At 49.0% G+C, this 22970-nt stretch carries 25 protein-coding genes; 17 read left to right on the top strand and 8 right to left on the bottom strand.

Annotated elements, in window-relative coordinates:
* Positions 1-28: 28 nt before the first annotated feature.
* Genes BW42_RS09500 through chrA form a run of 3 tightly spaced genes read left to right on the top strand, consistent with a single transcriptional unit; the run spans position 29 to position 3438 of the window.
* Positions 29-1072 carry a glycosyltransferase family 4 protein gene (locus BW42_RS09500; protein ID WP_035410148.1) on the top strand — a complete coding sequence of 348 codons (1044 nt, stop codon included), beginning with the start codon at positions 29-31 and terminating at the stop codon, positions 1070-1072.
* A 58-nt stretch (positions 1073-1130) separates the two neighbouring features.
* Complete coding sequence (locus BW42_RS09495) at positions 1131-2234, top strand: DUF418 domain-containing protein (RefSeq protein ID WP_035410145.1); 1104 nt, start codon at positions 1131-1133, stop codon at positions 2232-2234.
* A gap of 52 nt (positions 2235-2286) precedes the next feature.
* Positions 2287-3438: a chromate efflux transporter gene (gene chrA, locus BW42_RS09490; protein WP_035410141.1), complete on the top strand. Its 1152-nt coding sequence runs from the start codon at positions 2287-2289 to the stop codon at positions 3436-3438.
* 63 nt (positions 3439-3501) lie between these two features.
* Here the strand turns inward: chrA and BW42_RS09485 are convergent, their stop codons facing one another.
* The 3 genes from BW42_RS09485 to BW42_RS09475 all read right to left on the bottom strand — a co-directional run bounded on the left by BW42_RS09485 (position 3502) and on the right by BW42_RS09475 (position 5635).
* A complete protein-coding gene (locus BW42_RS09485; protein WP_035410139.1) occupies positions 3502-3918 on the bottom strand; it encodes a GNAT family N-acetyltransferase in 417 nt (138 codons plus the stop codon).
* Positions 3893-4924, bottom strand: coding sequence for an LCP family protein (locus tag BW42_RS09480; protein ID WP_035410136.1), 1032 nt, complete (start codon positions 4922-4924; stop codon positions 3893-3895). The genes BW42_RS09485 and BW42_RS09480 overlap by 26 nt, the downstream gene beginning before the upstream one ends.
* A 69-nt stretch (positions 4925-4993) precedes the next feature.
* On the bottom strand, positions 4994-5635 hold the full coding sequence (locus BW42_RS09475; RefSeq protein ID WP_035410134.1) for a YigZ family protein: 642 nt from the start codon (positions 5633-5635) through the stop codon (positions 4994-4996).
* A 99-nt stretch (positions 5636-5734) separates the two neighbouring features.
* Here BW42_RS09475 and BW42_RS09470 point away from each other — a divergent pair, with 99 nt between their 5' ends.
* The 14 genes from BW42_RS09470 to BW42_RS09405 all read left to right on the top strand — a co-directional run bounded on the left by BW42_RS09470 (position 5735) and on the right by BW42_RS09405 (position 16649).
* On the top strand, positions 5735-6907 hold the full coding sequence (locus BW42_RS09470) for a sensor histidine kinase (protein ID WP_035410131.1): 1173 nt from the start codon (positions 5735-5737) through the stop codon (positions 6905-6907).
* On the top strand, positions 6904-7596 hold the full coding sequence (locus tag BW42_RS09465) for a response regulator transcription factor (protein WP_029342537.1): 693 nt from the start codon (positions 6904-6906) through the stop codon (positions 7594-7596). The genes BW42_RS09470 and BW42_RS09465 overlap by 4 nt, the downstream gene beginning before the upstream one ends.
* 134 nt (positions 7597-7730) lie before the next feature.
* Entirely contained in the window at positions 7731-8579 is an 849-nt protein-coding gene (locus tag BW42_RS09460) for a DegV family protein (RefSeq protein WP_035410128.1), read from the top strand.
* Between the two features lie 243 nt (positions 8580-8822).
* A complete protein-coding gene (locus BW42_RS09455) occupies positions 8823-10034 on the top strand; it encodes a helicase-related protein (protein WP_197026232.1) in 1212 nt (403 codons plus the stop codon).
* A gap of 233 nt (positions 10035-10267) precedes the next feature.
* Positions 10268-10672, top strand: a complete 405-nt coding sequence (locus tag BW42_RS16590) for a ComF family protein (RefSeq protein WP_231496900.1) — start codon at positions 10268-10270, stop codon at positions 10670-10672.
* Between the two features lie 144 nt (positions 10673-10816).
* Positions 10817-11095: a hypothetical protein gene (locus BW42_RS09445; protein ID WP_155960182.1), complete on the top strand. Its 279-nt coding sequence runs from the start codon at positions 10817-10819 to the stop codon at positions 11093-11095.
* A gap of 36 nt (positions 11096-11131) precedes the next feature.
* Entirely contained in the window at positions 11132-11380 is a 249-nt protein-coding gene (flgM, locus tag BW42_RS09440) for a flagellar biosynthesis anti-sigma factor FlgM (RefSeq protein ID WP_035410118.1), read from the top strand.
* 96 nt (positions 11381-11476) lie between these two features.
* Positions 11477-11884, top strand: coding sequence for a flagellar protein FlgN (locus BW42_RS09435; protein WP_035410115.1), 408 nt, complete (start codon positions 11477-11479; stop codon positions 11882-11884).
* Between the two features lie 12 nt (positions 11885-11896).
* Entirely contained in the window at positions 11897-13423 is a 1527-nt protein-coding gene (flgK, locus tag BW42_RS09430) for a flagellar hook-associated protein FlgK (RefSeq protein ID WP_035410112.1), read from the top strand.
* Positions 13424-13430: 7 nt separating this feature from the next.
* Positions 13431-14369, top strand: coding sequence for a flagellar hook-associated protein FlgL (flgL, locus tag BW42_RS09425; protein ID WP_035410110.1), 939 nt, complete (start codon positions 13431-13433; stop codon positions 14367-14369).
* Positions 14370-14382: 13 nt separating this feature from the next.
* The gene (locus BW42_RS09420) at positions 14383-14961 is read left to right on the top strand and encodes a DUF6470 family protein (RefSeq protein ID WP_035410108.1); all 579 of its coding nucleotides are present in this window, start codon (positions 14383-14385) and stop codon (positions 14959-14961) included.
* A gap of 4 nt (positions 14962-14965) precedes the next feature.
* A complete protein-coding gene (gene fliW / locus BW42_RS09415; RefSeq protein ID WP_035410105.1) occupies positions 14966-15406 on the top strand; it encodes a flagellar assembly protein FliW in 441 nt (146 codons plus the stop codon).
* Positions 15406-15630, top strand: a complete 225-nt coding sequence (gene csrA / locus BW42_RS09410; protein WP_035410102.1) for a carbon storage regulator CsrA — start codon at positions 15406-15408, stop codon at positions 15628-15630. The genes fliW and csrA overlap by 1 nt, the downstream gene beginning before the upstream one ends.
* A 194-nt stretch (positions 15631-15824) precedes the next feature.
* Positions 15825-16649, top strand: a complete 825-nt coding sequence (locus BW42_RS09405) for a squalene/phytoene synthase family protein (RefSeq protein WP_035410098.1) — start codon at positions 15825-15827, stop codon at positions 16647-16649.
* Between the two features lie 50 nt (positions 16650-16699).
* On the opposite strand, the gene BW42_RS16315 is transcribed toward BW42_RS09405, so the two are convergent.
* The 5 genes from BW42_RS16315 to BW42_RS09385 form a co-directional block, all read right to left on the bottom strand.
* On the bottom strand, positions 16700-16867 hold the full coding sequence (locus BW42_RS16315; protein ID WP_155960181.1) for a hypothetical protein: 168 nt from the start codon (positions 16865-16867) through the stop codon (positions 16700-16702).
* Positions 16868-16882: 15 nt separating this feature from the next.
* Positions 16883-17779: an alpha/beta hydrolase gene (locus BW42_RS09400; RefSeq protein ID WP_035410095.1), complete on the bottom strand. Its 897-nt coding sequence runs from the start codon at positions 17777-17779 to the stop codon at positions 16883-16885.
* Between the two features lie 23 nt (positions 17780-17802).
* Positions 17803-18684 carry a YitT family protein gene (locus BW42_RS09395; protein ID WP_035410093.1) on the bottom strand — a complete coding sequence of 294 codons (882 nt, stop codon included), beginning with the start codon at positions 18682-18684 and terminating at the stop codon, positions 17803-17805.
* An 86-nt stretch (positions 18685-18770) separates the two neighbouring features.
* Positions 18771-21596 (bottom strand): GGDEF domain-containing phosphodiesterase, encoded by a 2826-nt coding sequence (locus tag BW42_RS09390; RefSeq protein ID WP_035410090.1) that lies wholly within the window; start codon positions 21594-21596, stop codon positions 18771-18773.
* A 197-nt stretch (positions 21597-21793) separates the two neighbouring features.
* A complete protein-coding gene (locus tag BW42_RS09385) occupies positions 21794-22945 on the bottom strand; it encodes a hypothetical protein (RefSeq protein WP_035410086.1) in 1152 nt (383 codons plus the stop codon).
* Positions 22946-22970 lie beyond the last annotated feature (25 nt).

Genomic DNA, 22970 nt, shown 5'->3' with positions numbered 1-22970 from the left:
ATAATTCGCGCAGGAGCGTGATGTTACTATGTTATGGACTGCGTCCATCGTCTGTTTTATCGCCGCCTTACTGATCACACCCGTCGTGAAACGCTTTGCGATTGCAGTCGGTGCCGTTGACAGTCCAGACGCGCGAAAAGTACATGTCCGAATCATGCCGCGACTTGGCGGACTTGCGATCTATATCGCGTTCATGATCGGTTATTTTATCTTACAACCTTCGAGTCCGTATGCGACGCATATTCTAGTCGGCGGATTCGTTATTATTTTGACAGGTGCCTTTGATGATCGATTCCAGCTCAATGCCCGTTTAAAGCTGATGGGGCAAATCGTTGCCGCCGTCATTGTCCTCAACGGTGGGATTCGGATCGAGTTCATCAATCTACCGTTCGACCAACAATTATATCTCGGGTGGTGGAGTGTTCCGTTGACGTTCCTCTGGGTCATCGGGATCACGAACGCCGTCAACTTGATTGATGGATTAGATGGTTTAGCAGCCGGTGTCTCAAGTATCGTCTTGTTGACATTGATCAGTCTTGCCGTCATCCAAGGAAACGTCTACGTGACGATCGTCGCGATTCTCTTATTGATGAGTACGTTCGGCTTCTTGTTCCATAACTTTTACCCAGCGAAGATTTTCATGGGCGATACGGGTGCTTTGTTCCTCGGGTATATGCTCGGTGTGTTGTCGTTACTTGGATTCAAGAACGTGACGCTGTTCTCACTTGCCGTCCCGGTCATTTTGCTTGGTATCCCGATTTCCGATACGTTATTTGCGATCGTCCGCCGGGTGTTGCAAGGAAAACCGCCATTCGCACCGGACAAAGCTCATTTGCATCACCGGTTACTTGATCTTGGCTTTACAATGCGACAAGCGGTCCTTGTCATCTATGGACTCTGTGCAATTTTTGGGATGACGGCAGTTCTCTTTTCTCAGACGAACTCACTTGGGGCACTTGTCTCCCTCGTCATGTTACTGCTTGTCCTCGATATTTTAGTCGAGTCGCTTGGTTTGCTCGGTGAACGCTATCGTCCATTATTGAATTTGTTGGAACGTTTTACATCGAGATAGCGTATGATAAAGACCGCTCAGAAAATGAGCGGTCTTTTTTTAGGAAGGAAGTGTTAGGTTGGAACAACAGTTGAATCAACGCATCGTTTATTTAGATGTGTTACGGGGTTTTGCATTATGCGGAATCCTATTTGTCAATATGCCAAGTTTTCTTGGGGATCGATCACATGCGATGATGGGAGAAGCGGACCAATGGATTCGTCTGTTTTTTGACCTTTTCATCCAGACGAAATTCTATACGCTGTTTAGTGTCTTGTTCGGAGCAGGATTCTATTTGTTCATCCAGCGTTTGCGACAAAAAGGATTATCGAAGATGATTTTTGCGCGTCGTCTAGGGATTCTTTTTCTCATTGGACTAGTACATTTATGCTTGTGGCAGGGCGATATTTTACATACGTATGCGTTGACTGGTTTCATCTTGTTATTATTTACGAAAGCAAAGCCGATTACGAAAATGTTAGTTGCAGTCGTCGGTCAAGTGTATACTTTCCTGATTTACATATCGATTTACCAATATGCTAACGAATTCGGAGATGAATCGAGTATCGAAGAGAATGATTTCCTGCAATCGTTGGTCGCTTCCCGGGATATTGTCGGCTTCATTCACGATGAGATAACCGTTCAACTACCGCAATCCTTTTTGAACACCGGTATCATATGGCCGCAAATTCTGTCGCTGTTCTTAATCGGGGCATTGTTGATGGAACGTTTCAGCACACGACCGCCGACGAATCGTTTTCTCTGGTGGACGCTCGGAATCAGCCTGTTGCTGACGGTGCCATCATTCGTAGGAATCATTCATTCACATATGGACGTACCAGACGGTTCATCTAATCTCTTTTATGTCTGGTTATCAGGTCGGACGCTTGCTATCACCTATGCTTGTGCTGTCGCATTACTCGTCCGTGCTGGACGAATGCGGTGGTTTGCTGGACTGGGACGGATGGCATTGACGAACTATTTAATGCACACACTCGTCTTTACATGTTTCATCTTCCTGAGCGGTCAGTTTGAAACGACGCCTTTATGGCAAGGTCTGTTACTTGTATTCCTGCTTTTGATTACGCAAGGTATCGCATCAAACAGATATCTAAAGCATCATGCACAAGGTCCCATGGAGAAATTGTGGCGAAAGGGAACATACGGGAATAAAAATCATTGAAGTTCACGAGAACTTAATAAATTTTATGTAAAATGAAAGATGGAGGTGAAACATGCATCGTTTAATCGAAATCTTTCTAGTGTCGTTTAAGCTCGGATGTACGTCGTTCGGTGGCCCGGTCGCCCATCTCGGGTATTTTTATGAAGAATATGTCAAACGGAAAAAATGGATCGACGAGAAAGCCTATGCTGACTTAGTCGCGCTCTGTCAATTCTTACCCGGTCCAGCCTCGAGTCAGGTTGGAATGGGCATCGGACTGATCCGTGGTGGGGTAGCAGGAGCAATTATTTCCTTCATCGGCTTCACGTTGCCGTCGAGTATCGCCTTGATTCTGTTCGCGCTTCTTGCGACACGGTTCGACGTTGCAGAAGCTGGATTCATTCACGGATTAAAACTGGTTGCGGTCGCGATTGTCGCTGACGCCGTTCTGGGTATGGGAATGAAGCTTGCGACAGGTGCCAAACGCCTGACCTTGATGTTACTGGCGCTCGCAGGCGTGCTCTTGATTGCCCATCCATTGGTGCAAGTCGGAGTTTTACTACTCGCAGGTCTTATTGCCTTCTTCTGGTTCAAAGAAGGAACGAAGACAGGTGGTTCGTTGTCAATTCGCGTACCACGAATGTTTAGCGTCATCGCACTCGCCTTGTTTTTCGTCTTACTCACCATCACACCGTTTCTCGCTCAAGCGACAACTGGAACCATCCAGCTGACGAGTATCATGTACAGTGCCGGAGCTCTCGTCTTTGGTGGCGGGCACGTCGTCTTGCCGTTTCTTGAGCAATCGCTCGTACCTGGACTCATGAATACGGATACGTTTCTTGCCGGATATGCAGCGGCACAAGCGGTACCGGGTCCACTGTTCACGTTCGCGACGTATCTCGGTACGATCATCTTTGGTATTTCTGGAGGCATCCTTGCGACGCTTGCGATTTTCTTTCCCGGTTTCTTACTCGTTATCGGTGTTTTGCCGTACTGGGATCGCATCCGAAAAAATCAGTCGGTTGGTCGGATGTTGATCGGGGTCAACGCTGCCGTCGTCGGTATCTTACTCGCGGCATTGTACGATCCGATTTTTACATCGAGTATTAAAAGTGGACTCGACTTCTTGATGGCTTTCGGATTATTTTGTCTGTTACGTTTTTACAAGCAGTCACCGCTTCGCATCGTTCTGATCGGTGCAGTGCTTGGGTTTCTTTTCTTCTAAATAACAAAGCATAATAACAAAGCAGCAGCGGACAAATGTCCACTGCTGCTTTGTTATTAGACGTCACATGCGCGTCAAGAAGACGAGTTCAATCTCATCGCGGAATACGCGTCGAACTTCCGTGAAGCCGAAGCGAGCATAAAGAGCGAGCGCGGGAAGATTACGCGCACCGGTCATGACATGTTTTACGTGACTGTGTTCGAATAGATGTTGCAACAAAGATTGTGCAATCCCTTGCCGGAAGTATGCCGGATCAACGACGAGACGGGTGATTGTCAGAGCGTCAACCGTGACAGCACCAGTGATGTTATCGTCGATAACATAAACAAAACCAGTCGGTGCCTCTATGTTGATGTCATCAATCGTTTCGCGTAATGGCGGGAAATCAGCAGTTTCGAGTAATCGTGCTTCAATCTTGTAAGCGCGGCGCTGAACGTCTAATAGTGACGTATGATCAGTTGGTTGAAGTGACCGAATCATCTGCAGCCTCCGTCGTCGTGCCGTCCGTTGTCTCATCAGTCGGTAGATTGAGCTGTTCCTTCAACGTCGTTTTTGCATCCGCAAGTGAAGTCGGATCAATTTGGTAGTAGTAGACACCGTTGATTTTCGTATCTGTTCCTTTTAAATCAATCCGGTTGATCGAACCGATTTTTTTGATGAATGGTTGCAATTGGAATGCTTCCGTCAACGACATGTTCGTTTTGAAGTTATCACCGGTCGCATCCATCAGACTGTTCAATTTCGTGATGGAACCGAATGAGGTGGATTGATCGACGATCGCTTCGACGATTTGTTGTTGGCGTTTTGTTCGACCGATATCACCTTCAGGATCTTGATAACGCATTCGGGCATAAGCGAGTGCTTCCTCCCCGTTCAACGTTTGTTTCCCCGGCTCCAATTTGACGCCATTGCGCTTATCGGATGAGTCGAGCGTATCGATTGGTAATTTGACGTCGACATCGATGCCACCTAAGGCGTCAACGATCGCGACGACACCGTTGAAGTTGATCGAGGCATAATAGTCGATGGGGATATCAAGTAATGTCTCGACGGTTTCAATCGTTGAATCGATGCCACCGAAGGCATAGGAATGGTTGATCTTATCTTCATAACCAACCGAAGGAATCTGGACAAGTGAATCACGAGGAATACTGACCATATCGACCGTCTGATCATTCTTGTTGAATGTCGCGACGATCATCGTGTCAGCACGTGAGGAGGTATCGCCAGGTCGTTCATCCGTTCCGACAAGCAAGACAGAAAAGTGGTCTTTCGTCAAATCAATCGCAGCTTTTCGTTTCTCAGACTTGTCCCCACGAGCTAAATCGACTTTTGAGTCGTTTGCGGTCTGAAATGTCTTGTACGCGACATACGCGAAGGTCGCCCCTCCGCCAATAAGCACGATAAGAAAACTGATCACGAACACTTTGAACCAAGAACGTTTTTTCTTTATCTTTTTTTTATTGCTTCGGGTTCGCTCTTCCACGTTCATTAACCCCTAACTTTATCTGAATTTTTGAAAAACTTTAAAATTCTTTACAATCAGTATAGCAGTTCAAGAAATAATGTCACGTTCGAGGTAGCGTGTAGAGCCGCTTGACAACTCAGCTTGACCATTCGTCATATTCGTCATCCAGTCGAGAAAATCCGGAACATCGGCTGTCTTGACGAGGACGTCGATCTGGACTTGATCGAGGTAATGGATCTGATCAATTGGATGGACGCTTGCCCGCAGTTCGTTCTCGAGTTTTCCAAGCCATGTATAATCGACGGTGACGGAGACGACAGTATGTTCGATCCGTTCGACGACGCCGACTGCGTTCAGTGCTTCAGAAACGCTCGAACCATAAGCGCGGATCAATCCACCGCCACCCAGCTTGATACCGCCGAAATATCGTGTCACGACAACGACCGTATCGCGTAAGTCTCGCTTTTTCAATACTTCAAGCATTGGAACACCGGCCGTTCCGCTCGGTTCACCGTCATCATTCGCTTTTTGGATCTCATTGCGTTCACCGATGACGTAGGCGGAACAATTATGGTTCGCATCGTGGTGTTTTTTTTTCAGCTCGGAAATGAACGCCTGGGCTTGTTCTTCCGTCGTTGCACGCGCTAAATAGGTAATGAATCGTGACTTTTGGATAATGATTTCGTGGAAACCGTTTTCTTTTACTGTATAATAATTAGATAATGTCATAATCAAAAATGTCCTCCTCGTTAACTAGTTCTTTCTAGCATAACGACGTTCCAAGAGAGAGACAACCGTAGACGACTGGCAAGGAATGGAGGGAGTACCATGACGAATGAGATGAGGGAGCGGCTATCCTTGAATGATATCGTACAGAACATCATCGGCGTCGTAGAAGAGAGTCGGGAAGAAATCGTCCGGATTACGGAAAGTTCTCGCGAACAGTATGCCGAAATTCAGCAAGAACTACGCGACCTGAAGATTCGGGTGCACGACTATATAAAAGAAGCAGAACGACTTGAACGGCACATCAAGGATGCGAAGGCGCGACTCGTCGTCGTCAGTAAGAACTTCGACAGCTACTCGGAACAGGATGTCCGGTCGGCCTATGAGACTGCAAATGCGTTGCAGCTCGAATCGTTCATCAATCAACGAGACGAGATGAATTGCCGAAAACGACGTGATGAGCTCGAGCGCCGACTGATTCAGCTCGATGAGACGATAGAACGAGCAGATCAATTGATTGGACGTGTCTCGGTCGTCTTGAACTTCTTGACGGACGATATGCAGATGATGAATGAAAAATATGAAAAGGCGATGCAAAAGCAGGAGATGGGTCTAAAAGTCTTCCAGTCCGCCGAAAATGAACGCCGCCGGCTGTCGCGCGATATGCATGATGGTCCGGCACAGACGCTTGCCCATGTCTTGATCCGGGCAGATTTGATTGAAAAGATTCACCAGCACAATGGGGCAGAGGCAGCCTTTGAAGAGATTCACCGTTTACGGACGTTGATTCGGGATGGGCTTGCTGATATCCGTCGTATCATATACGATTTACGTCCGATGACGCTTGACGATCTCGGATTCGTTCCGACGCTCGAACGTTATCTTCGTCATATTCAAGAAATTTCGAATATTCCGGTTCACTTCAACTATCTTGGAGGCGGTGAACGAATCGATTCGACGTATGAAGTCGCCGTTTTCCGAATCGTGCAAGAAGCCGTTCAAAATGCAGTTAAGCATTCCAAAGCGAGTGACATTCGTATTATCATAGAACAATATCAACATTCCGTACGAATCCATGTAAAGGATAATGGCGTTGGATTTGATTTTGATTCCATCGTCGCGTCGTGTGACGAGTCATTCGGACTCGTCGGTATGCGTGAACGGATCGAATTGATCGATGGTGAATTCGAAATCGAGACGCAACCCGGAAAAGGTACGGTCATCAAGGTAAAGATTCCAATCGAGGAATCCGAAGCGAGAGGGGAAACACTGTGAACAACGAGCAAGTGAAAGTAGTCATCGTCGACGATCATCAGTTATTCCGCGAAGGCGTTAAACGAATTCTTGATTTCGAAGAAGAGTTCGTCGTCGTAGCGGAGGGGGAAAGTGGAGCGGAAGTCATCTCGCTCGTCGAAACCCACCAACCGGATATCGTCTTAATGGATATCAACATGCCGCAAGTCAATGGTGTCGAAGCAACAAAACGTCTGATGGAAGTCTATCCGGACGTCCGTGTCATCATCTTATCGATTCATGATGATGAGACATATGTCATGCATGCACTCGGTGCAGGCGCGGTCGGTTATCTCTTAAAAGAAATGGCAACCGATGAGCTCGTCAATGCGATTCGTTCCGTATACCGCGAAGGTGGCTACGTCCATCCGAAGGTCACACCGAACTTGTTACAGGAATATCGTCGTTTGATGAAGATGAAACAAACGATGGCATCACAGCCTGTTGAAAAACGAGTCGCGGAAGCACCGCTCCACGTTCTAACACGTCGCGAATGCGAAGTCTTACAGTTACTGGCGGACGGCTTCTCAAACCGCGCGATCAGCGATACATTATACATCAGTGAAAAGACGGTTAAGAACCACGTCTCATCGATCCTTCGGAAGATGAATGTACCGGACCGTACTGGTGCCGTCGTCGAATCAATCCGCCGTGGATGGGTCGTCGTCTAACATCTCGAAAGACAGGAGCCGGGGCTCCCGTCTTTCTTTTTTTATCCAAGGAAAAATGCTACACTTAAAAACGATTGTGGCGTGTCACATTCGGCAGCGTCACGACGGAACTATAAAAGCGAGGAAATTCACGGATGAGCCAGATTGTGATCTTAACGGATAGCACAGCCTATCTGCCAACTACCTATTGTGAAGAACATCAAGTGCACGTCGCACCACTTAGTGTCATCTTCGACGGTGACGCCTATCGAGAAGGGTTTGACATCTCAGTAGCTGAATTTTATAAACGCATCCAGACGGGCAGCCTCCCGACGACATCACAACCGAACATCGGTGATCTCGTTGCGTCGTTCGAGCAATTGCCGGAAGGAACGGATATCATCGGTATCACACTATCGAGTGGGATCAGTGGAACGTATCAAGCGTTACATACGATCAACATGATGGTGGAGCATGTCAACGTTCATCCAATCGATTCACGTATTTCCTGTATGCCGCAAGCGTTTCTCGTCCAAGAAGCCGTTCGTTTGCGAGATGCAGGAGCGACGGCAGAGACGATCGTTAATCGTCTGGAGACATTAAAAAAACAGATTCGAGCCTACTTCGTCGTCGACGATCTAGCCCACCTTCAGCGTGGTGGACGTTTGAGTGTCGCACAGGCATTCGTCGGCTCGTTTCTGAAGATAAAACCGGTCCTTCACTTCATCGACGGGAAAATCGTTCCGTTCGAAAAAATCCGAACGTTCAAGCGAGCGGTCAATCGAATCGAAGAAATGATGAAGGAAGACATCAAAGGGGACGGAGCAGGATATGTCATCGGTGTCATCCATGCGGAGGATTCTATGAAAGCAGAAGCAGAAATTGCCGGACTAACGGCACTTTTCCCGCAGGCACGCATCGAGATGAGCTTCTTCGGACCCGTCATCGGGACACACCTCGGACCTGGTGCAATTGGGATCACGTGGTATCATGCAGCGGAATGAACAACATAACCGATAAAACAGATGAGCAGCAGGAATTCTCTTACGTTGAGAATACCTGTTGCTTTTGTTTTGTCAAAATCCTCGATTTTCATGAATGATTCTACTTACGACAACTTTTAGAGACATAACATACACTATTTTCTTAAATTGACTGAGGAAAAAAGCGATGGAGCAGGAACGAATGCGGACAAGGAGATACCAGGCATATGCGAGAAAGGAACGTCACAGAAAGGAGAGGTCATGATGATGGATCTTCGAGGACGACTCGTACCTGCTGAATGGATAGATACACCAAACGAAACATATCGATACATGCCAGCCGTAACATGGCGTTGTCAACGGTGTGGCGCACTACCAGTACGAGGTGCCTGTACATGTGGAAAAGCCTGTTATTATTGTCGAAAATGTCTCGCTTATGGCAAATTGCGAAGCTGCGGGAGGCTCGTGACGGATTTGGAGGCGCTTGATCCAGTGATCCCGTCGCAACACGGACCATTGTTGTTGACGCCGGCGCAACTGCGCATCGCACAAGCAATCCAGCAGACCGTCTTGCGTCCGAAACGACTTCTTGTCCATGCCGTGTGTGGTGCCGGAAAAACGCCGATGCTCTTTCCAGGAATCGCCGATGCGCTTACAAACGGACGACGTGTTCTTGTCGCAGCACCTCGGGCAGATGTCGTCCGGGAATTGACAGGGCATTTGAAGCGAGCATTCGCAAATACGTCTATTGTCTCTTTATACGGTGGTTCGTCGGAGCGTCTCGAGTTAGGTGACATCACGGTCAGTACGACACACCAATTGATTCATTACCGGCATTGTTTCGATGTCGTCTTCTTGGATGAGGTCGATGCCTTCCCTTACCGGATGGACCGGACGTTGCACCGGTACGTCAAACGAGCGATGACGAAAGACGCTGCCTTGATTTTATTAAGCGCCACCCCTTCGTTTTGGCATCGACGCTTTCCGATAGTCCGACTGATGCGGCGCTATCACGGGTATCCGTTACCGGTACCAAAGCTCGTCGTACCTTATACCGAACAGAACGTATTCGATTGGTTGGCGCGTCATGCTGCTGTACCACGGCTCGTGTTCGTCTCGCGTATTGCGGAGCTTGAGCGATGGCAGAACCGATTCGCAGATGCAGGCTATACCGTCGAGACGGTCCATGCCGCGGATTCAGAACGAGTCGAGAAGGTCCGACACTTTCGACAGTCGACAGGAATCTTACTGACAACGACGATTCTAGAGCGGGGTGTGACGATCGAAAACGTCCAGGTTGCGATTCTTGATGCCGATCAAGGATTCAGTACGGCAGCCTTGATTCAAATCAGCGGACGTGTCGGACGATCGTCGGCGTATCCGGATGGTGACATTTTATTTTGCGCCAATGACCGAAGTGATGCGATGTATGAAGCGATCCATCACATTAAAAAAGCGAATGCCGTGCAACCATGAATCGATGTTTATTCTGTCAAGAGGTCTATCTACCTAGTTGGGAACTCGGAAATCTCTGGACTAGGCAAGTGACCTGTCCGACCTGTAAAATAAAGTTTGTAAAAAGAGGGGAATGCGTCGATTGTGGAAAGCCGGGTTCGCCATGCTGTTCAGATTGTACGGCGTGGCGGCAGCAAGGGCTGCCCCTCCAGACGACACCTCTTTATCTGTACAATGATGCAGCCAAGGAATTCATGCGTCGGTTCAAGTTTCTCGGAGATACTGCGTTGCTTGAGATGTTTACCGATGACTTGAAGAAGGTAAAAATCAAACAAGCTGTTCTTGTTCCGATACCGTTAAGCACCGAGCGTCTCGCAGACCGTCGTTTCAATCAAGCGGAGTTGATCGCACGCCAGATGCGTGGGAAAATCGCGCCGTATTTGAGTCGTTTGGAGGGTCCTGCCCAAAGTAAGGCAGGACGACAGGCTCGGCTTGCGCGAAGTAATCCGTTTTGCGTGACAAATGACGTCAAAGGGAAGAACATTGTGCTCGTCGATGACGTCTACACGACAGGTGTGACTCTTCGGCAGGCAATGTTTCGACTGAAGGAGGCAGGCGCAAAAGAAATTTCTGCTGTAACTTTATTTCGAAGTGTTTAAGAAAGCGACAATCCTGCCGATACTCTATATGAGGTGAAAGAAATGGATGTCATCAATTGTAAATCTTGCGGAAAGTTAGTCGTGCGTCAATCTTCAGAACTGTGTATTGATTGCATACGAAAGGATCATACGGATTTTGAGAAGGTGCGCGAATTTCTGCGAGAACGACGAAAAATCCGGACTTCACCTAAAGATGTCGAGATCGGAACGGGTGTCAGTCGAGATACCGTCTTCCGTTACATCAAGGAAGGGCGCTTATTGATCTCCGAGATTTCCCAAATGGAAATCATGTGTGAGAATTGCGGGAAGCCCTCCCGTGAAGGCACGATTTGTGCCGCATGTCGTGATCGTTTACGACGTGACCTCGCCCAGGCGATGCTTGACTCTTCTGACTCTTCGAAACCAAGGACGTATCGGACTTGAACTAAGAATCTTGTAGTCTAGAAAGCAGGTGTTCACATGCGAATTGATTCTACGAAATGGGTGAACATGCCCAAAACGTACGAAAGAACTCAATCAGTAGAAGGAACAAAAAACCAACGCACGAACCGTCCGGACGAAGTCAGTATCTCAACAGAAGCGCGCGCGCGTTTTAATGAGACACAGACGTCACGGACTGAAAAGATTGAATCCCTCAAGCAGGCGATCCAGGATGGAACCTATAAACCGGACGCGAAAAAAATCGCGGAACGTTTCTTGAACCTGTAAGCGGAACATCGTAGAAAATGGAGGCGACTCGGGGCACGGATGCGCGGGTCGTTTTTTATATGAATGGAACCTTTTTAATTCGGAAGGAGAAACCGAATGCAACTCATCAATCAACTCAACGAGGCGCACGCTCAATTGCTCGCGCTCGCAGAAGAAAAGAAGCACGTCTTGATTGCAAACGACATGCGTCGCTTGTCTGAAATCGTCAAGGAAGAACCGGTACATATCAAGCGGATTGAAGCATTAGAGCAAGAGCGACTTGCACTCATGGGTAGCGTTACGATGACCGAATGGATCGCGACGCACCCGGAAGATATCGACTCACTCCGGACATTGTTGCAGACGATCGGTCAGTTGCGGCAGCTGAATGCACTGAACGCAGAGCTGCTCGAGCAATCGTTGCACTATTTGGATTGGCATCTCCAACTTTTGATTCCAGAAGCAGACGACTTCACATATGGTCAGTCCGCACTGAACCAGACACACTTTAACCGAAACGCGTAAGGAGGAATACGGATGGGATCGACTTTCATGGGGCTTGAGACAGGACGTCGGGCATTAACGACGAACCAGTGGGCCCTGCAATCGACTGGAAATAACATTGCGAACGCCGGTACGGAAGGATTCTCTCGTCAGCGTCTCGTCATGGGAACGACAGAACAGCTTTCGATATCGCTTGGATCTGGCCGAAATGGTCAAGTCGGAACGGGTGTCCGTGGAGAAATGATCGAGCGGATTCGTGACATCATGCTCGATAAGCAATACCGGGATGAAGTGACGAAAGTTTCCTATTACGGCACGAAGGAAGCGGCTTTCGGACGGATGGAAGATATCATCAATGAACCGTCGGATACGGGTCTTGCGAAGGCATTCGACGGATTCTGGGAATCACTTCAGACTTTGTCGACGAATCCGCAGGACTCGGGTGCGCGCAGTGTCGTCCGGCAAAAAGCAGAGACGCTCGCACAGACCTTCAATTACATGTCGAAGGCAATCAATCAGGTCAAATCAGACTTAAAAAGTGAAATCGATGTCTCGACGAAAAAAGTCAATGATCTCTTGCAAAAAATCCATAACATCAATACGGAAATCCATGTCGTCGAACCGCTCGGTACCTTGCCGAACGCGCTCTATGATGAACGTGATCGCTACTTTGATGAACTTGCTCAATATGTCGATTTCGAAAAAGTGACGGTAGACGCTCAGGCGATTGAAACAGGGAAGATGGGGAACGCGTTACGCAATGCAGAAGGACGTATTGACGTCAACATCAAGTTTCCGAATGGGGACAAGCTGCTTGCGGTCGACTCCGACTTACCGAAAGCAGGGACACTAACCTTCACGACGAACGAACAGGGACTATACACAGGCTTCAAATCGGAGACACAAACCTACACGTTCGATCAGCTAGGCGGTTTCTCAACAGGTCGTTTGACAGGATTGATCGAGATGTACGGGCAAGAACGAAACGGTCAAGCTGTCGGTGAATACGTCAAGATGGAGAGTCAACTTGATGAGATGGCGAAGACCTTCGCCGATGCGTTCAACGCCGCGCACGCGACGAACTTGAAAAAAGACGGGACAGCGGGATCGAACGCGTTCTTTGCTTCGACAAGTGGCGACATCACGGCAGCAACGATTTCTGTCGGTAAGGAGATCAAAGCGAGTCTCGATAACATTGCGACGTCGACGGACGGAAACATCGGTGACAGTCAAGGAGCGCTGAAACTAGCGAAGATGAAGACGACAAGCATTACGTTTACGAAGTCGAACACGACGACAACGATCGGCTCGTTCTATCAAAACGTCATCGGCAACATGGCAGTCTCGACCGAACAAGTCGCGCGCCTCGGGAAGAGTGCCGCTGTCTTGATGGAGAGTGCGGATCAACGCCGTATGTCGATGTCTGCCGTCTCAATCGATGAAGAGATGACGATGATGATTCAGTATCAACACGCTTATAATGCAGCAGCACGAAATATTACGACCGTCGATGAGATGCTCGATAAAATCATCAACGGTATGGGACTCGTAGGACGGTGATGAATAGATGAGAGTAACACAAACGATGTTGACGAAAACGAATATCGGGCACTTATCCTCTAGCTATCAGCGCTTGAGCACGCTCCAAGAGCAATTGATCAGCGGGAAGAAAATTCAGCGTCCATCCGATGATCCGGTCGTCGCGATGCAGGGCGTGCGTTACCGGACGGAAGTACGAGAAGTCGAACAGTTCAAGAAAAATGCCAGTGAAGCAACGGGCTGGATGGACTTGACGGATTCGGCCCTGAACGAAGTCACGTCGGCGATGAGCCGGATTCGTGAGTTGACGACACAGGCGGCGACGGATACGTATGATGCGACACAGCGTAAAGCAATCCAAAGCGAGGTCGGTCAATTGATCGAACACATCGGGACGCTCGCGAATACGAAATACAATGAAAAAGGGATCTTCAACGGGACGAAGACGGATACGGAATTCGTCTCGATGGACGGATTGCGTGATTACTTAGCAAGTGCTTCAGGTCCTGTTGACGGTGTCTTCACGGATGGAGATCCGACAGGTAAGGAGACGGAATCAATTCAATATGAAGTCTCTTCCGGTATCGAAGTCCAAGTCAACATTTCGCCGCTTAGCGTCTTTGGACCGAGAACGTTCCAAACGTTGAAAAAAGTCTACGATGCCCTAGGGACGAATGCTGACAATAATGGAGCTGCTTTATCCGGTATGTTGAAGGATATCGATGAGATGGTGAACGGCACGGTCGAGACGCGTGCGGATCTCGGGGCACGGGTTAACCGGATGGATTTGAACACATCACGGCTCGAGGATCAGGAAATCATCGCAAAGACGGTCATGTCGGATAACGAAGACATCGAGGCGGAAAAAGTCATCATGGAACTGAAGTCGTACGAAACATTACACCGAGCGGCTCTCAGCGCCGGAGCACGAATCATTCAACCGACGTTACTCGATTTCCTACGATAAGGGGTGAAGGCAGATGAATCTTCCACATCTTGAAATGCGTCAGACGGCAGCACGAATCGGGATGAACATCACACGTCCGCAAATCGAGCAGAAGCAGACACCTGCCTCCCTTTCGATCGAACAGCCCCGCGGGGAACTGTCGATTGAAACCGTCGCGGCACGTCTTGAGATCGATTCGACACAAGCCTGGATCGAGATGGGGCGTGTTCCTGCGCTCGAGTCCGTTCGGCAGTATGCTGCCTACGGTCGACAAAAGGGACAGGAAGCGGTCGCGCAGAGAGCATCGGAAGGGGATCAACTGATGCGAATCGAGCAGGGTGGGGGAACGGTCGCGCGGATTGCAAAAGTTAACGACGCACCGCCTGCCGAAGTGACGACACTCGGATTCATCCCGCGGAGTCTCGATCGGGTCAAGACGACCTTTACACCAGCGGAAGTCCGATTGAGCTACACCGCGAATCGTCCGAAGATCGATGTCGAAACGCATCAATCGGAGCTGACCGTAAAAGACGGACAGGTCGAGATTTTCTTACAAGAACAAAATCAATTGAATATGTGGCCGGTTGGTGGCATATTCGACGGGGAAGGATAACGACATGCAAATCGAAACCGATTTTTTTGGAACTATCACGATTGACGAGACGGAAATCATTACTTTCGCGTCCGAATTACCAGGTTTTCCGGACGCAAAGCGCTTCATCCTGCTCCCGCTCGGAGAAGGCGTACCGTTCTGGTCGTTTCAATCGATTGATCAGCCGGAGTGTGCGTTCGTCGTGACGAACCCGTTCTGGATTGATCCGGAATACGTCTTCGAGTTACCGGACGCAGCAAAAGAGCAGCTCGGGATTGAGGATACAGCGCAAGTCGCTGTCTATACGACGGTCACGTTGCGAGATCCGTTCACGACGTCGACGACGAACTTACGGGCACCCTTCGTCATGGAGACGAAACAACGACTCGCGAAACAAATCATCTTAGACGATACCTATACGAATCGTCATCTGATCGGCAGCCTGACGGAAGTAGGTGGTCGCTGATGCTCGTACTCAAACGAAAGACGGGAGAAGCGATTCAAATTGGTGATGACATTGAACTGACAATTCTTGCGATTGAAGGCGATCAAATCAAGCTCGGTATCAAGGCACCGCGACAGGTCGACATCCACCGGAAGGAAGTCTACTTGTCGATCCAAGAAGAGAACACGGAAGCCTCCCGTAGCACAGGGTTGATCGGACAACTCTTGAAACAACAGGAAAAATGATTCCATTTGAATGTCATTGGAACGTATTTTTCTTGTGAACGATACGCTTCAAACGAGGATGAAAAGACTCCCTTTGCCTGAATCTAGCGCAAAGGGAGTCTTTCTTATCATGAAACGAATGCTGAAACGCGTTGAATCGTGTATAGTAATGGAGAGAAAAGAAACCTTTTGAGCCAAAGAGGGAGTTGTCAGGAATGAATGAGACGAAGCAGCTGAAAAAAGACGCGAACCGAGTATTGAAAGCGACGAGTCGCACCTTCTATATCCCGATTAGTCGACTATCGCAAGACTTACAGGAAGCGGTCGGTGCTGCTTATCTATGCATGCGCGCCATCGATGAGATTGAAGATCATGAAGACTTGGCGACGGACGTCAAGACGATGTTGCTCCGGGAGACGGCATTGTTGATGCGGGGCACATTTTCCGCTACCGCCTATCTTGAGTTGATTGCGCCGTATACGGCACACCTACCAGAAGTGACCCTTCGTCTACCGGAGTGGATCGCCTATTGTCCGGCTGCGATTCGTCCGAAAGTGCTCGATTCGACGGCTGAGATGGCAGAAGGCATGGCGGTCTGGGCTGAGCGTGACTGGACGGTCGAGACGGAAGCGGATCTTGATGAGTACACATACTATGTCGCGGGACTTGTCGGTGTTATGTTATCCGACATCTGGTATTGGAAGGCTGGTATCGTCACCGATAAACAGCAAGCGATCGGATTCGGTCGTGGTTTGCAAGCCGTCAACATCCTTCGTAACCAACAGGAAGATGCGGAGCGTGGTGTCGGCTACTTCCCACCTGGTTGGACGACGGATACGATGTTTGCTTATGCGCGCGAGAATCTCGCAGAAGCCGATGCTTACCTTGCGTCCATTCCGAAGGAGACGACGATTTATGAATTCTGTCACATTCCACTTGCACTCGCACATGGAACGCTGGATGCCCTTGCAAAAGGGAAAGAGAAACTCAGTCGTCCGGAAGTCTTGAAGATTGTAGGCGCTGCCGTACTAAAACGATAAGCACAAATAACAGCCGCTCGTTTCCGTTAAGGAAGCGGGCGGCTGTTCGTTCAACGTAATAAGTAAAGGGCTAGTCCGATCAGGGCGGAACCCGTCCAAATCAAAGCGATCGTCCGTCCATGGGGCAAACGATAGCCGGCGCGACGGGAGACGAGTAGTCCGATCGTCATCACCGTCAACGCGACAAACCAGGTCAAGAACACAGATAGCTGTTGCATGTGTCTCTCCTTCCATCAATGCAAGTCAGACAGATAGGTCAACACTTTATCTTCATACGCCTTCCGGTCATGCGCGTATGACTGGACGTGTCCGCCGTTTTCCGTCACGTAGAGTTCCGAGCGCGGAGCAGCTTTTTGGATCTTCATGCTTTCCGTGACGGGAATCGCATCATCATCCTTCCCGTGAATCAACAGAATCGGGTACTCGATGCGCCGAACCGCTTCGACCGGTTTGACTCGTTCTGGATTAAGACCTGTCAACGGTGGCGTGATTTCAAGGATGATCGGTGTGAACGGGAAGTTCGGTAACCCGCTCCAGACGGGCAGGTTCGTTGCGAGATAATTCTCTAAGTCGCTGAACGGGCTGTCGGCGATGACACCGACGACAGCCGCTTTCGGTGCCGTTACGAGTGATGTCGCTGCGCCCATCGAGATACCATAGAGGACGACCGGTTTTGAAGAACGTGACTTCGCGTAACGAACAGCTGTCAGTAGATCATCTTGTTCCTTGGCACCAACCGTAACGCGTTTCCCGTCCGATTCACCGGATCCCCGGAAATCAAACGTCAAGACATTATAGCCGGCGTCGTGGAACTTCTTGAATAATGGGAAGACTGGAACATCTTCTTGCTCCCGGTTCTTGCCGTAACCATGGGCGAAGACGACCGTCAGTTTTGCGTCCTCGCTAGGCATCCACCAGCCAGACAAACGTGTCCGGTCTTTATAAGAACGGAAGGTGACATCTTCATAGTCAAGTCCTTCTGCTTTTTTGGGTGTCGTCGTCAAGGCTTCGCGTTCCGGTTGCGTCAACGATGATCCGACATAACCGGAAATCCCGATGACAACGATGACAGCGAGCGTCACGATGACGATCACGCCGCCGATGATTTTCTTACGATGTTTTTTCCACACCCGCGTTCCTTCCCTTCGTTCGGTTAATGGATATCTTTTTTCTTGAAGCGACCGCCATGGACATCATGGATGTTGCCGATCGCGATAAAAGCTTGTTCATCGAAGTCACGAACGATGTCCTTCAGTTTAGATTCTTCGAGCCGGCTGATGACACAAAAAATGACTTTTTTGCCGTCACCGGTAAAGGCACCTTCCCCGTTTAAGTACGTCATGCTTCGACCAAGTCGGTCCATGATCGCAAGACCGATCTCTTCGTAATTCTCCGAAATGATCCAGACACTCTTCGATTGATCGAGTCCGTCGATGACGACGTCAATCGTCTTGAAGGCGACGAAATAGGTGATCAACGAGTACATCGCTCGGTCCCAACCGAAAACAAATCCAGCAGCACCGAGAATGAAGACGTTGAAGAACATGACGATCTCACCGACTGAAAACGGTGTCGAGCGGCTGAAAGAGACAGCAAGAATCTCAGTTCCGTCGAGTGATCCACTCGAACGGATGACGATCCCGACGCCGATTCCGAGAATTAAGCCACCGAAAACGGTCGCGAGCAGATCAACGCTCGTCAAGGGACCGATGTGCTCGAGGAGTTTCGTTGCGATTGCCATGACGAAGATCGCATATAACGTTGACAGGGCAAACGTCTTTCCGATCTGCTTATAGCCGAAAAAGATGAACGGGATGTTCAAAAAGAACAGCCACAAAGCGAGCGTCGTATCCGTCACCTTTGAGCCGATGATCGAGATTCCGACGATCCCGCCATCGATGATGTTATTTGGAACAAGGAATCCCTTCAGTCCAAGTGCGAAGATGATGGCACCGATTGTCAGCATCAGTAATCGTCGAAAAAGCTGACCTTTCGTAGAGCGACGATGATGTTTCGTAGGTAGTGGTGACTGCATGCCATTCCTCCCTTCTATAGTAAAACGCTTTAGGATTACTATAACAAAAAAGCACGAAGACGTGTGTGAACGTCTTCGTGGAGAGGTCAAGGGCGATAACGTAACGACTGGAAGAAACGCATGATCTGTTCTGCTTCGATCGGATTTGTATATTCACCGATGTATTGATTATCTTGTTGTCCGGTGATCGTCACCGTACAGGAGACGAGTTGAACTCCTTCACTCAAGCGAATCTCAAACGTTGCGTCCGACAACGGTAACAACGTCTTCGACGAAAAATAGAGTGCCCGCGTACTCGTTTGATGCGCTTCAATGTCTGAGAAGGGCAGTTCGAACGACTGGGTATGATGTGTCAGCATGCGAACTTTCCCAGAGACGGAAAAACGGGGGATGGTATCGCTCGACAAGGAACAGGCTTCAATTGGATACAAAATCTCCCGCAGGAGGAACGATTCCATGACATCCGCTGGAACCGGGCGACTGAATAGATAGCCTTGGATACTCGGACAATTGAGCGTCCGAAACGTATCGAGCTGACGGAGCGTCTCGATGCCTTCGGCGACGACGGTCAGATTGAACTCACCTGCCATATAGAGAATGCTTTTGACGATCGCTTGGGCTTTGGCGTCATCCGTAATGTGGGTCGCGAACTGCCGATCAATCTTGATGACATCGATTGGATACCGTTGCAGGTAAACCATTGAAGAATAGCCTTTCCCGAAGTCGTCGAGTGCGATCCGAACACCGATCCGGCTGACGTATTCGAGCGTCCGGCTCGTCATCGGATCATCCATGATTAAAGCCGCTTCCGTGATTTCAAGTTCAAGTAACTCAGGCGCAAGATCGTACGTCGACAGCATCCGCTCGATATGGTGTTCGAAGCCGGGGATCAAGAATCGTTTCGGTGAGACGTTGACGGAAATTGGGACAAGCTCTGCTCCGGTCGCCTTCCAGTCTTGCATCGAACGGCACGCCGTCTCGACGACCCAGTCTCCGATTGCGACATGTAAGGCACTCTCTTCGGCAAGCGGAATGAAATCGTTCGGTGGAATTCGTCCCCATTCCGGGTGTTGCCAACGAATCAACGCTTCTAAACCGACAATCTTTCCTGTCCAGCTGTCGACTTTTGGCTGATATTCGAGGAACAGTTGATCACGTTCGATCGCGTAATGTAAGTCCTGCTCGAGCCGGTAGCGCCGGTAATAATCGATATCGAGATTCGATGCGTAGTGGTGTATCGTACTGTGATTTTCACGACGCGATCGTCGTAAGGCCGTATAGGAATGCTTTAACAATTCGACGGCGTCTGTACTGTCTTCCGGATAACGACTGACCCCGACGGAAATACGAGCGAACAAGGCGTATGGTTCGATCGAGATCGGTGTTTCCGATAGATCGAGTAGTGCCTCAGCGCATGCCGTCACATCCTGTTTAAAGCTTGTCGGTACGAGCAAGGCATACTCATCACCACCAAGATGTCCGAGAAACATTCCATCTGACTTTGTTTGCTGTAATAAGGCAGCCGTTCCTTTTAGCCACTGATCACCAGATCCGTGTCCGAAGGCATTATTGATCTCAGCAATCCGGTTAAAGGAGACGGTGAGGACGAAGAAGGGGTGGTCCTTCTGTTGCCACACATCAATCGTCTCAATCAGCGCTTGCCGGTTCGGCAGATGCGTCACAGCGTCACGCAAAGCGAGCTGCCGCAATCGTTCCTCGTACGCTTTTTGAAGCGTGATATCATGCATGATGCTATTCGTATAGGCAATCGTACCGTCCAGTTGGAAGACAGGGATTTGTTGATCCTCAATCCATTTGACGCGACCATCCGGGAAGTGAAGGCGGTACTGGATCGTATCAGCCTGACCGTCAACCAATCGTCCGATGAATTGTTTCATTGCAGCATGATCGCGCGCGTCTAGTCGTTCGTACAACCACTCGCGACTAAGGATTAAATTCTCTGGCAATTCTTCGAAGATATGCAGAAATCCTTGCGAATGAAACAGGATCCGACCCGAGAATAAGTCAATTTGTGAAATCGCGGCGTTGACGGCTTCATAGATTTCACGTGCCTGCGCCCGTTCCGTAACGAGTTGCCGGCGTGCCTCGTCGACTTCCGATAAGTCATAGAGGACGATCGACAGATGGTCCGGATGATGGGGACGGTGAAAAGCTTTTAAGCGTAACAGCTGATACGTTCCATAAGCGGTCAGAAAAGAGACTTCCATTTCAAATCGTCCTTTTTCACCAGCAATCAGCCGTTCCATCTCGAACCGGAGCGGATCGAAGTCGCGAGGATGAATCCGACTGAATAATTGTGCTTGATCTAGCGTCGTTGCATCGGTTTCCGACAACCCTAAAAAATGGAGGAGTGCGGGGGAGAACTCGATCATTTGTGTGTGGATATCAAAGTGGAAGATGACGAGTTCAGGAATCTGTTCCGTCAGTTCAAGTTGGGAGCGAATCGACGAGACATCTTCTTCGAGTTGTTTCTCACGTGTGATATCACGTGCGATCCCGTAAACGCCGATGACTTGTTCGTCTTGTTCGATCGGCATGTTCGTAATTTTTAACGTAACCCGGTGTTGATCGGCATGAAGTCCTTGTGCCGTATAATGAACGGTCTCACCATGTAACGCACGATTGAAAAAGGATGTCACCGCTTCGACTTGATCAGGTGGATTGAAGACGGCAAAGTGCTCATAGAGCGTCTCAGCGGAATAGCCGAGCATGTCCTGTAACTGTTCGTTGAAATAGATGATTGTTCCAGAGGCATCAAATAAAAAAATTGCATCTGTCTGTTGTTGAAAGAAGGCTTCCGCCGTTTCCGGACGAGATACTTCAAGTCCACCGATATAGAGTGGGGCTGTGTCGGATTGACGAATCCGATTCATCGCTTCATGAAAAGCCATCCACGTCACCTCCTTACGATACTAACGTTCTCTCTACTAGTATCGGGTGTAGGAAATGGAATTTGCAACCTTCGTTCAAGGAATAGACTTATTTTTCAAAAAAGTGAACCAGTATATGAAATTCATGATTAAAAGACAATTGTCCTAACGTGAACAAAAAAAGCCGAAGCTCTGATGAAAGAGCCTCGGTCTAATCTTTAAATCGCTAAATCGACGGATGTAGCACTCGCATTCGGATCCGCATCCGGTCCTTGATCCGGTGCGCCCGGCATGTCACCATCCGGACCAGGTCCGTGTCCTCGACCATGACCATCGCGTTCTGGTCCTTTCTTCAAATCAGCGTAGCTTGAAACCGCATCCGCTCGTGACTGGATGTGTTCCTTGATCTGCTTCGCTTGTTTTTCTGTTAGCTTGCCATCTTTGACTTGTTGATCAATCGCAGCGTTTTGCGTTGTTAGGATAGCTTTCTCGAAATCTGCGTAAGCAATCTTGTTCGCTTCCGCAAATTCAGGCAATGATTGATCCGCTGCTTTGAATTTCGCCTCATCGAGTCCAAGTGCTTTTAGAATCGCTGATGTCGCGTCGCCGAAGACACCACCTGGTCCATGGTCACCGCGCTTATCGTGTTCACCGCGATCCGGAAGGTCATCATAGCTCTTCGCGTCCTTGTATTCCTCTGTCAGACGAGACTTGATTTCTGTTGCTTGTTTTTTCGTCATCTTCCCGTCTTTGACGAGCTGATTGAGTTCACTCGTCTGAGCCGCAAGCAACGTTTTTTTGTAGTCAGCGAACTTAATCGATTGTGCCTTCGCATAAGCAGCGAGCGATTGATTCGCTGCATCGAATTTCGACTGACTTAGTCCGAGTGCTTTCAGGACGTCAGCAATCAACGATTCGTTGAAGAAACCAGGTCCACCGTGACGACCGATCGGCATCTTCTCTTTTAACTCATCATAGCTTTTGACGCCACTGAAGCGTTCCGTCTGGCGCTTCAACATGTCGTCTGCTTGCGTTTGTGTTAAGTCACCTGATTTAACGAGACTAGCGAGTTGTTCCTTCGCTGCTGCGAGTTCTGCCTTTTTATAATCAGCGAACGAGATCCCTTTTGCTTTTGCAAGATCGGCGATTGATTGCCCTTTCTCACGGGCAGCATCTGCCTCAGTTTGTGTCAGGTTCAATTTTTTCAAGAGTAACGTCATGTCGTGTTTTTTCATACCTTCGAAGTGGTGCCCGTGTTTCGCTTGTTTTGTCGTGCTCGAGTCGTCGTTCGTCGCAGCATATGCTGACGCGCCTCCGACTGTTAATGCGCTAATTGTCAATGCAGTGATCCATTGTTTTTTGAATGTCATGGGATGATCACTCCTTTCACCTTTT

Origin of the sequence: Exiguobacterium sp. RIT341, assembly GCF_000632205.1 — a bacterium.
Taxonomy (GTDB): domain Bacteria; phylum Bacillota; class Bacilli; order Exiguobacteriales; family Exiguobacteriaceae; genus Exiguobacterium_A.
The sequence above is the reverse complement of the archived record's forward strand: the minus strand, read 5'-3'. Positions and strand labels throughout refer to the sequence as shown.